General features: G+C 39.4%; 9 protein-coding genes. 3 read left to right on the top strand and 6 right to left on the bottom strand.

Annotation, left to right across the window (positions count from 1 at the left end):
* Positions 1-63 precede the first annotated feature (63 nt).
* Positions 64-363: a GIY-YIG nuclease family protein gene (locus EA341_RS19035; RefSeq protein WP_367127709.1), complete on the top strand. Its 300-nt coding sequence runs from the start codon at positions 64-66 to the stop codon at positions 361-363.
* A gap of 299 nt (positions 364-662) precedes the next feature.
* On the opposite strand, the gene EA341_RS16490 is transcribed toward EA341_RS19035, so the two are convergent.
* The gene (locus EA341_RS16490) at positions 663-872 is read right to left on the bottom strand and encodes a hypothetical protein (RefSeq protein ID WP_293016269.1); all 210 of its coding nucleotides are present in this window, start codon (positions 870-872) and stop codon (positions 663-665) included.
* A gap of 221 nt (positions 873-1093) precedes the next feature.
* Between EA341_RS16490 and EA341_RS16485 the strand changes: the two genes are divergently transcribed.
* Positions 1094-2872: an acyl-CoA dehydrogenase gene (locus EA341_RS16485; RefSeq protein WP_293016268.1), complete on the top strand. Its 1779-nt coding sequence runs from the start codon at positions 1094-1096 to the stop codon at positions 2870-2872.
* A gap of 3 nt (positions 2873-2875) precedes the next feature.
* Here the strand turns inward: EA341_RS16485 and EA341_RS16480 are convergent, their stop codons facing one another.
* The 3 genes from EA341_RS16480 to EA341_RS16470 all read right to left on the bottom strand — a co-directional run bounded on the left by EA341_RS16480 (position 2876) and on the right by EA341_RS16470 (position 7142).
* A complete protein-coding gene (locus EA341_RS16480) occupies positions 2876-3976 on the bottom strand; it encodes a glycerate kinase (protein WP_293016267.1) in 1101 nt (366 codons plus the stop codon).
* Between the two features lie 4 nt (positions 3977-3980).
* Complete coding sequence (locus EA341_RS16475) at positions 3981-5333, bottom strand: sodium:alanine symporter family protein (RefSeq protein ID WP_293016266.1); 1353 nt, start codon at positions 5331-5333, stop codon at positions 3981-3983.
* A 210-nt stretch (positions 5334-5543) separates the two neighbouring features.
* Entirely contained in the window at positions 5544-7142 is a 1599-nt protein-coding gene (locus EA341_RS16470; protein ID WP_293016265.1) for a beta-N-acetylhexosaminidase, read from the bottom strand.
* 220 nt (positions 7143-7362) lie between these two features.
* Here EA341_RS16470 and EA341_RS16465 point away from each other — a divergent pair, with 220 nt between their 5' ends.
* Positions 7363-8823 (top strand): Gfo/Idh/MocA family oxidoreductase, encoded by a 1461-nt coding sequence (locus tag EA341_RS16465; RefSeq protein ID WP_293016270.1) that lies wholly within the window; start codon positions 7363-7365, stop codon positions 8821-8823.
* 63 nt (positions 8824-8886) lie between these two features.
* Here EA341_RS16465 and EA341_RS16460 read toward each other — a convergent pair whose 3' ends face one another.
* Positions 8887-10272, bottom strand: coding sequence for a TolC family protein (locus EA341_RS16460; protein ID WP_293016264.1), 1386 nt, complete (start codon positions 10270-10272; stop codon positions 8887-8889).
* 9 nt (positions 10273-10281) lie between these two features.
* Positions 10282-11631, bottom strand: a complete 1350-nt coding sequence (locus EA341_RS16455; protein ID WP_293016263.1) for an HlyD family efflux transporter periplasmic adaptor subunit — start codon at positions 11629-11631, stop codon at positions 10282-10284.
* Between the last annotated feature and the right edge of the window lies 1 nt (position 11632).

Raw genomic sequence — 11632 nt, 5'->3', positions numbered from 1 at the left:
GAGCCCAGGTGGGCCCACAAGGCCGGAAAGAAATTTCCGGCCTTTTTTTATTATTTTATATTCATGGATGCATATTTTTATATTCTACATAGCCAAAAACTTGGACGTTTCTATTCTGGAATAACTACCCTTGACCCAAGCCAAAGACTTGAAAACCATGTCAATAAAATATATGGAAATAGCAACTTTACTCGAAAAGCTGATGATTGGAATCTTTTCCTTGCCATAAAATGTCAAGATTTTTCACAAGCAAGAAAATTAGAAATCCATATTAAAAAAATGAAATCTTCTACTTACATACAAAACTTAAAAATGTACCCTGAGATAATAGAAAAGCTTTTATCAAAATTCAAAAGCTTCTGACTCCCCCGATAGCTATCGGGGCAGGAGGTCCCTGCACCGATAGAAATCGGCAGAGCCCAGGTGGGCCCACAAGGCCGGAAAGAAATTTCCGGCCTTTTTTTATTATTTTATATTCATGGATGCATATTTTTATATTCTACATAGCCAAAAACTTGGACGTTTCTATTCTGGAATAACTACCCTTGACCCAAGCCAAAGACTTGAAAACCATGTCAATAAAATAATGGATTGATGTCTATCAATTAAAATTTATAATAAAAGGCCTTTAAAGTCTGGATTCAGGATGTAATTCACTCTTGTTAATCTTTTAAACTTGCAATTTTTTTCGGAGATCCTACACCAGGAGGTAAATCCAATACAGGATCGTCATTATCGGGAATACCTCCATCATCATCATCGTTGTTACCCTGATCCTCACAAACATATATTTTGATTACTTTGTAGATTATAAAAATATTAAGGATTAGAAATGGAATATAAAGTGGATGAGCAAGTATGTAATCAAGCATGTGATCGGAATATCAAATTAAAGAAATGATTAAGGGAAAATATAAACCAGATTTTATTTTATTTGTTTGACCTACAAATGGTTATAGTAATCTTGACTCTTAATTTTTAACAAAAACCTATTGTTTTTTTCAGGTAGCTTTTTTTACGATACTTTATCTTGACTTCTCTTTGTTTTCCTATTTCTCTTTGATATCTTCCTTTCGATTCAAAAATTCCCAAAATGACCTTTTTCTCCAAACGTGACTTGCACTTTCAGCTATTTGAAAACCATCAAATTCTTGACCTAACGAAGTACTCCTATTTTAAAGACCATAATAAGGAGACTTTTGAATTTGTCCTTGATGCTGCTGAAAAAATTGCGGAAAACCATCTTTATCCATTACTGACAGAAATGGACAGGAAAGAACCTCAATTGGTAAATGGTCAGATCAGGATTCATGAAGGCATGAAACGAATTATTCGCCAATTCGGAGAAGATGGGTGGATCAACGCTACTTTCTCCTATGAAGAGGGAGGCCAACAATTGCCCAATGTAGTTCATCAAGCAGCAGGATTTATTTTCCAAGCATCAAATTATTCCGCTTCTGTTTTTCCATTTTTGACTACAGGAGCTGCAAACTTAATCAGAACCTTTGGCAGCCAAGAGCTGATTGATAGATTCACACCCAACATGTACAATGGTAAATGGCAAGGCACAATGGCCTTGACAGAACCTGATGCTGGAAGTTCACTCTCTGATTTAAGTACTTCTGCTTTTCCTACTGAAAAACAAGGTGTTTATAAAATAAAAGGACAGAAGATTTATATCTCTTGTGGTGACCATGACGCCTGTGAAAACATCATTCATCTGATGCTGGTACGCATAGATGGAGCCCCACTTGGCACCAAGGGGATTTCTTTATTTGTAGTGCCCCAAAAATCTATCACTACAGGAGAATCAAATGATGTACTTACCCAAGGAATTTATCATAAAATGGGTTACAAAGGAGCTCCTATTGCACACCTGATGATGGGTACAGATGATTCTTGCGAAGGCTTTTTGGTAGGCGAAGCAAATAAAGGACTTTCTTATATGTTTCAAATGATGAATGAAGCGAGGGTTGGTGTAGGAATGAATGCCTGCGCCATCGGTACAGCTGCATATTATGCTTCATTATCTTATGCAAAAGATAGACCTCAAGGTAGAAAAATCATAGAAAAAGACCCCTCACTACCTCAAGTACCAATTATTGAGCATGCAGATGTCAAAAGAATGTTGCTTTTCCAAAAGTCTGTTACAGAGGGAGCCTTATCACTCCTGATATACTGTGCCAAACTAAGTGATCTCATACACGTCACTAATCAGAATGAGAAAGAAGACTTAACCCTACTTTTGGACCTTCTGACCCCTATAGCGAAATCTTACCCTTCAGAAATGGCATGCTTGACAACTTCGTCAGCTGTCCAAGTACTAGGAGGCGCAGGTTATACAACAGATTTTCCAGTAGAACAGTACTACAGGGAGGCCAGAATACACCCCATACATGAAGGGACAACAGGTATCCATGGAATGGATCTCTTGGGAAGAAAAGTGCTTTTAAAAGAAGGGAAAGCTTTGAAATTATTGTTATCAGAAATTAATGAAACAATAAAAATAGCGGCTAAAATGCCTTCTATCGAAGAAAGGGGGAAGTCATTGGCATTGAACTTGACAATAGCCCAAAAAACATTTGGAATTCTTTTCAATAAAGCCTCAGAGAATCCTGAAGCTTATTTAGCTGATGCAACATTATTTCTAGAAATGCTTGGAATTCTTGTGATATCCTGGCAATGGTTAAAACAAGGCATAATAGCCCAAAAAGCCTTAGATGAGAATAAAGGTTCCTCAAATTACTATCAAGGCAAACTAATGTGCCTCAGGTACTTTTTTGAGTATGAGCTTATAAAAGTAGAAGGGATATCGAAAAGGTTGATGTCAGAAGATCAACTAACAATAGATATGAAAAATGAATGGTTCTGATAATCAACGCTTAAAATCCAAGTTCAATATGGTTTCAATCAGGTTTTGTCTGGCAATTTGTTGAAAGTTATCATTACTAAAGTCAAGCTCCGGTAAAATCAAAATTCTGTCAAAATCTGCGTCCAATGCTTCATTTCCTGAAGTAATGAGGACACATTTCTTCCCATATTTTTTAGCCATTTGCAATAATTCATAACTACCCTTCCCTCCTTCTGATTGTGCATCATACCTCCCCTCACCTGTCAAAATGAAATCAGCCCATTTCACTTTTTCATCTATTCCCACTTGCCTAAAAAACCAATCTGCTCCCCTTTCAATTTGAATCGGAAAAAAAAAGGAAAGCCCAAAAGCAATCCCACCTGCAGCACCAAAACCATCCTTATCCTCAATTTTTTTCCCTGTCTTTTCAGAAAAAAGTTTTGCTAATCTTGTTAATAAGCTTTCAAATAATTCAATTTCTACGGGCAAGAGCCCTTTTTGGGGACCAAAAACAGGCACCGCTCCTTTCTCCCCGTAAAAAGTGTTTTCTACATCACAAAGAAAGGTGAAATGAACGTCATATTTTTTGATTGGTTTTTGGATATGAGCTACTTCTTTCAAGAAGTTGTCCGAAAAAAAGGAAAGTTGCCTCCCACTTTTATCTAAAAATACGTATCCTAAAGCTCCCAAAATGCCAAGACCGAGATCTACCGTAGCAGAACCTCCCAAGCCCAAAACAATATGAGTAGCTCCATTTTCAATAGCCCCAAGGATCAGCTCTCCAGTTCCGAAAGTGGTGGAAACCCAGGGGTTTCTTTCGTAATCTTTTAAATCTTTGATTCCCGAAACTGTGGAAACATCCAAATACGCAGTTCTTTTATCCTCTGTAAGAAAATAGTATCCTTTAGTCGGCCTTCCCAAGGCATCAAGACAGGTTTTGAAGTATTGCTTCAATCTCAAAGACTTGCCCAAAAGGTAACAAGTCCCATCTCCCCCATCAGCAATTGGAGAAAGGCTTAAAACTGCTTTTGGGTAATTTGTCTTTATCGCATTTGCAATTAACTCAGCGGCATCTTCTGCCTCTATAGTTCCTTTAAATGCATTTGGAGCGATAAGGACATTCATAATATCATGCTTTGACTTTCATTCTTTCAAAATAATCTATCGTAGCTGCCTTGACTTTTGGAGCCAAATAAATGGTGGAAATCATAGTTGGAATCGCCATGATGGCATACATTCCATCTATAAAGCTCACAACTACTTCCAAAGAAACTACTGCCCCTGCCACAATAGTTACCAAGTAGAAATAGTTATAGTACGCAGCTTTTTTTGTTCCAAAGAGATAGATAAAACACTTGTGCCCGTAATAGGAATACGTAAACATGGTGGATAGGGCAAAAACAAGTACAGCCATCATCAAAAGGTATTTTCCAAATCCTGGTAACGCCATTTCGAAAGCTGATAAAGTAAGCCTAACACCATCATTTTCTGTGGACTCCCATACACCCGTCAGTAATATCACCAAAGCTGTAAGTGTACAAACTACAACCGTATCAATGAAGGGACCCAACATGGCAATCAATCCTTCCCTTACGGGTTCATTATTTTTGGACGCTCCATGAACCATAGGCGCTGTACCAATACCTGCTTCGTTTGAGAATGCTGCTCGCCTTGCTCCGATCACTATCACTGCTCCTATAGCACCTCCCATGGCTGCTTCTCCGGTAAAGGCGTCTTTAACAATCAACCACAGCATATCCGGTACTGCTCCAATATACTGGAACATGATGATAAGAACAGTTACAAAATATAGAGCAACCATAAACGGCACCAACCTTGAAGCTACCAAGGCAATTCTCTTTATTCCACCCAATATCACTACTGCAACTATCAACATCATAGAAATACCCAAAATCCATTTAGTCGTTTCTCCTGTATCCAAATCATAAGGCACTAAAAGAACAGATCTTAAAACTGCTGTAAGCTGATTGGCTTGAAAAATCGCAAGTAGTCCCAAAACTCCGGCAACAGAGAATAAAACAGCTAATGGCTTCCATTTTTTACCCATCCCCTCCTCTATTACATACATAGGTCCACCCTGAACTTCACCAGTATCATCCTTTCCCCTGTACATGATAGATAGGCTACAGGAGAAATATTTGGTGGCCATACCTACAAATGCAGACATCCACATCCAAAAAATTGCCCCTGGACCACCCATGTTGATGGCAATCGCCACTCCACTGATGTTTCCTAAACCTACCGTTGCAGCAATTGCTGCTGAAAGCGCTTGGCGCGAACTGATCTGACCAGGAAGCTTATCGTCATCATATTTTCCACTCACCAAGGTAATAGCATGACCAAGGCGACGAAATGGCAAAAATCCTGAATAAGCAAAAAGAACAAAACCTCCACCCATCAACAAGATAAGCATAGGGGTATCCCAAATCCAATTACTGAAACTTACTATAAAATCTCCCATTAATTTTATCTATTAAAAAGCCATATTAAAGGCATTTTTTTGAAAAGACAAGCTCGCGATATAAATAAGTCATTTTAACAAACTCAATGGTACAAACCTTTCCAATAAGATAGGTCTAAAATGAAAAAGCGACCACCCAGATTGGTGATCGCTTTCGTTTACATTTTTCAATTTCATCATCCTTATGGCATTTTTCTTAAAAAAATACTTTTACCAATCCACTTTAGGAGACCTGTAAAAATTGATACCCTCACTTTCCCAACGCTTACCATGCCTTGCTACCCTATTGGCAAAACTATTCCAATCACGTTTTTCTTTTGGAGACCATGCTACTTCTGCTATGGCTGCTAACCTTGGGAACGTCAGGAACTCTATATCATCCCTGTTGGTGACTGTTTCTGTCCACAAAGGAGCCTCTACCCCTAAGATATGTTCTCTTTTTATTTTTTCATCCAAAGTGGTTGGATCCCAATTGTATGCCTCATCCAACTCAATGGTTGCCGCCCAACTCAAACCAATATGTGTTGTGGAATCATATTTCATATCCAAATAAACCTTTGTAGCCGGCGAAATGAGGACTTTGGCTCCTTGCTCTATTGCCATTACTGCATTTTCTGATTTGGCCCAGTATTGGGCAACTGATGTTGGTAAAAGCTGTGCGTGAGCTACTTCATCCCAGCCCAAAGTTCTCTTTCCATATTTTGTCACCAAATCTTGAGCCTTTTCAATGAAGGGTATATAATCTTCCATTTCAGTCACATGAGATTCATCCCCTCCAATATGAAAAAATGGACCTGGAGTGATTTCAGATATTTCCCTGATCACATCTTCTACAAACTGATATGTTTCCGGTCTATTTGTATCTAAGGTGCTAAAACCAACCTCAGTACCTGTATAAAGTGGAGTTGGCTGACCTGCTACCCCCATTCTAGTCCTCTCCGTGGCAACTGCTCCTTCTTCCGGAACTTTGATACCTGGGTTGAGTTCACCATATGCAGCCAAAGCTGAATTAGTATGTCCGGGCATGTCTATCTCTGGGACTATGGTCATATGACGTTCCATAGCATACCTGACAATTTCCTTGTAATCTTCTTGAGTATAATATCCTCCAGCTTCACCTCCCACCTGAGTGCTGCCTCCTATCTCTGTCAGCAGAGGCCAGGATTTAATCTCTATTCTCCATCCTTGATCATCGGAAAGATGCAGATGTAAATGATTAATTTTATACTTACTGATTTGATCTATCAAATGCTTAACCTCATCGACCGGGAAAAAATGACGTGCTACATCCAACATCATTCCCCTATACTCATATTCAGGATGGTCTTCAATCATTCCAGCAGCAATTGTAAATTGGGGGTTGGGACCAAAATCTCTATTCTCTACTGAAGGAATAAGCTGTACCAAAGTTTGTGTTCCCCAAAAAATCCCGGCGGCTGTTTTACCAGTGATGGTAATTTTTTCTGATGCAACTTCCAACGTATACCCCTCTTCCGGAATAACTGAATTTGGACTCAAGACAAGCTCAATCACATTTTCAGAAACCCCCTCTTCAAAGTCTACTTCTAAGCTGGTTAATGATTTCAATTGCTGACGCAAAAATTGAGCTTCGTTTGAAAGTTCAGGTGAAGAAGTGATTTTCGTTCCTGCTTTAATAGTAAAATACCCATCAGCATCTGCCATTGAAACAGGAATAGGGATAATTGCATATTGACTCAGGTCTGCTTTTGGACCAGAATTACAGGATAAAAATATCATTCCGGAAAATATCAGGGCAAAACTCTTGAAAAGGTAATTATTAAGTTTCATACAGAGTGGTTTTAAGTTCATTTTTACACTCAAACTTAATTAATTTTTTTTCATAAGTATTTACCGTTTAATTAAAAGTTAGTAAATCGACAAATTTTATCCATTTATCCTCAAAATCTTCCATATTTCCGAAAGGGCAGATTCAATCATGCGGCCTAGCAGATTTTTTTAATAAATTAGAAAGTTGAAATTATTAAAAATCAATAAAAATATTCAGAGAATGGAAAAAGAGGAGTTGCCAAAGATAGATGGTACAAGAAGGAATTTCATCAAGGCATCTGCTACGGCACTGGCAGGTTTCTATTTTGTACCGAGGCATGTTTTAGGAGGACCTGGCTTTATCGCTCCTTCAGATAAATTAAGAGTGGCAGGTATCGGTGTTGGTGGAATGGGAGGAAATGACGTAAGGGGAGTCTATGCAAGCGGAAAGGCGGACTTTGTAGCTCTCTGTGATGTGGATGACACAAGGGCAAAACAAAGCATAGAGGCTCACCCGAAAGCTAAATATTATAGGGATTACAGGGAAATGATGGATAAAGAATCTGATAATATAGATGCAGTCACTGTGTCTTCGCCAGATCATATGCATGCTGTACAGGCAATGGCTGCCATGAAGCTGGGAAAACATGCCTATGTCCAGAAACCTCTCACTCATGATATATATGAAGCAAGAAAGCTTACTGAGGCTGCTGATCAATATAAAGTAGTAACCCAAATGGGTAATCAGGGTTCTTCCGGTGAAGGTGTCAGAAAAATGGTAGAATGGTATAATGCCGGACTTATTGGAGAAGCGACGAGAGTTTATTGTTGGACAGACAGGCCTGTATGGCCACAAGGTATCCCATGGCCTGAGGCCACAGCTACTCCACCATCGGATTTGGATTGGGATTTATGGTTGGGTACTGCCCCTTATAAAGATTATGTGCCTAACCTAATTCCTTTTAATTGGAGAGGATGGTGGGATTATGGCACAGGTGCATTGGGTGATATGGCATGCCATATCATGGAGCCTCCATTTAGAGTCTTGGGACTTGGATATCCTGAGTCTGCAGAGTGTAGTGTGGGTTCTGTTTATGTAGGTGAATTCCAGAGAGGATATTTCCCTGAAAGCTGTCCCCCTTCATCACATATAACGCTGAGGTTTAAAAGAAACGGAAAAGAAGACTTGCAATTCCATTGGATGGATGGTGGGATACAACCAGCCCGTCCCGAAGAATTGGGCCCCAATGAAGTGATGGGAGATGGAGGGAATGGAGTTATCATAGAGGGTACAAAAGGAAAAATGATGTGCGGAACTTATGGCCGAGATCCAAAATTGTTACCTACATCCCTTACCAATGACATCAATGTACCTGAAACGGAGTATAGGGTACCAGGTGGTGATCGAGGACATTACAACAACTGGGTGGAAGCTTGTATTGAAGGTTATGGAAGTGACGCATATAAAAAGCTGAGTTCTCCATTCTCCGTTGCAGGACCATTGACTGAGTCTGTATTGATGGGTAACCTGGCCATAAGAAGCTATGATTATAGGGTTCCACAAGACGGAAGCACAAATCGATTTGATTATCCTGGCAGAGGAATAAAACTGGTATGGGATGGCCCCAACATGAAAATAACCAATTTTGAACCTGCCAATCAATTTGTCCGCAGAGAATATCCAGAAGGATATAGCTTATAATGGATCCAAAATTAAAAATCCCCTTGGTCTTACATCAAGGGGATTTTTTTATGAGTGTAAGACTTATTGCGGATCAAACCCCAAACCGGCAGCATTTAGCATCTTAGCATATGCTGTTTTTCTTTTAGCAGCCAGTTCGTTGAGCGTTTGTTGTGCCTGAAAAAGACTGACCTCACGTGCATTGACCAAGAATAAAGAACTTTCACCAATTTCAAACCTTGTCATTTCACCATCAAGCAGTCTTTGCAAACCAGTTACATTATTACTGAAAGTAACAAGTTGCTGCTCGACGGTTTCGAAATTGAAAATTTCTGTTTCCAATTTATTTCTCAGCTGAATGAATTTCAAATCCCTTTGGTAATTTTTGAAGTCCAATCTTGCTTTTGTGAAACCAAGATTACCTCTTTCCCTTCTCAAAAATAGTGGCGTGGAAAAGGTCAATCCCCATTTGTAATCATTGACAAAAAAGGAGTTCTCAGGAAGTGTATTTATAGAAGTTGTGAGGAAATTATAATCTACTTTAAGCACTGGCTTGAGCATTTCGGCTCTAAACCTCCTTTCAACTTCTAAGTTTGAGATATCAAAATCTGTCAACTGTAACTCGGGATGACTGTCTACGTACTCTCTCAATGCTTCCGTATTGTAATCAAAAACAAAAGGATCTAGAACATCTTCCGGGTAAACACCAACCAGGAGGTCTGCTGGAGTTTCTTCAGAATCCCAGAGGAAGGTATTCAGCATTTGGGTGGATTGAAAGAAATTGATTTCCGCTTGTTGAAACCTGTACTGTCTATCCATGACTTGGGTATATGCTTCAACGGTATCGATGGCAGGAAAGTCCCCCTGAATAAAGCTTTCTTTTATCATTTCAAAACGCATCTCAGCCAGCCTAAGTCCTTCGCTGACCACCTGTAAATTATTGTAATCTGCAGCCCACTGCCAATAACTATCCGTGGCATCAAGGTATAGATCATTAAGGATTAATTCTCTTTCAGCTCTTGTAGCATCCCTATAAATCTGAGCTTGCCTCAAGGCAGCTCTACGTCTATCTATGAATAAACCTTGACCAACATTGACTGATGCCCCTAAAGCCAAGAGACCACTATCAGGTACTCTTTGTTCTGGGTTTAAAAATGCACCCCGATTCTGTTCACCCACACCCTTAAGCTCTACACCACCCCAGGTTGGAACAACTACTCCCGCTGTTCTGCGATCATAATAGTCCGTTTCATTGTACCTTTTAGCATTGATATCCATAAATGCAACAGGGTCAAACCCACCTCTAGCAGAAAGAAGCTCTTGGTCTCCAAACCTCAATGTTACATCAGCCTGTTTAGCTACAGGGTGATAATCTCTTACCCAAAGCATGTATTCCTCATAGGTCAACATCTCTTGGGCATGGGTACTAACAATAAATCCAAATGCTATAATTGATAAAATCAGCCGCATGTTATAGTATTACTTTTTACGGTTTTCAATTTTTTGCCTGTCTGTATAGTAATCAGGTGGGAAACCGTTGAGTTGTCGCCATATTTCATACCAAAGCGGTACATCATTGAGTAAAGCAATTCCATCTGCACCCGAGCCTATTCTCAATGCTTCCGGCCAAGGTTTGTCCTGAGGATCTTCTACTACTAGAATTCTATACCTGCCATTAGGACCTGCAAAATTATCAATAGCATGCACAACACCTCCAAAAGTACCATTTGTTATCTGAGGCCATCCGGAGAATACGATCGCTGGCCATCCATCAAATATAAACCTCACTCTATTTCCAATACGCATCAATGGAAAATCTACAGGTGAAATATACATCTCAACTGCAAGTTGGGCATTGGCAGGTAAAATACTGATAATCTCAGCACCTTCTTTGATTGTTTCTCCAATACCTACTTGAATAGCCCTAGTGATGTATCCCTCCTGCGGAGCTAGAATATACCTGAATCCCGTTCTGACCTCATAATTTGAGAATTGATTTTCCAACTTGGTGGCAGTGGCTTCAGCATCATATCTTGAGGAAAGCGCCTCGTACATATCCGCAGATGATTTGGCCATCCTATCCCTAAAATCATTGTCAATGGCATTCAACTCTATATATGCCGCTATTCTAGCATTTTGACTTTTCAAAAGATCGTTTTCTGTAGCAATCAAATTTGCTTGCACTTCTTGAAAAGCTGATTCTCTTTGTTCAAAATCTGTCAGAGACCTTAGACCTTCCTCATACAAGTTTCTCGCACGGCGCAACTGATCTTCACCGATTTTGAAGTTTACTTTTGCCTGCTCAAACCTGATACTATCAGAAATAACCTGAAGTTCTGCCATCCTCAAACGATTTTCAGCCTGCTCTTTTCTTAAAACATTGTTTTGTTTTAAAGCATCGATTTGAACTTCGAGAGATTTTACTTTTTCAGAATATGACAAAGCTGCTAAATTTTTCGCATCAACCTGAAGCCTTGTCCTTTCCAAAAGTTGAGGATCAAAGTAATCATCTTTAATCTCCGAAATTCTTAATACGGTATCTCCTTTTTGTACGTAATCACCTTCTGCTACGTACCAATTTTCAATCCTTCCAGCAATAATAGAATGTACCGTCTGAGGTCTTTGATCTGGCCTTAATGCTGTTACAAAACCACCTGACCTGACATTTTGGGTCCAAGGTAAAAACAAGAACAAAAAACCACCTATCATGGCCCAAACCAAAATCCTTATTCTCTTTTTTGCCTCATCTTGGGGATAAGACATTCCCATGCTCTTATACTTATTGAAAGTAACTTTCTCCCCAATTTTATTTTGCGAAATGTCTATCATA

The organism is Mongoliibacter sp. (assembly GCF_007692705.1).
Classification (GTDB): Bacteria; Bacteroidota; Bacteroidia; order Cytophagales; family Cyclobacteriaceae; genus Mongoliibacter.
This window is presented reverse-complemented; position numbering and strand designations above follow the sequence as displayed.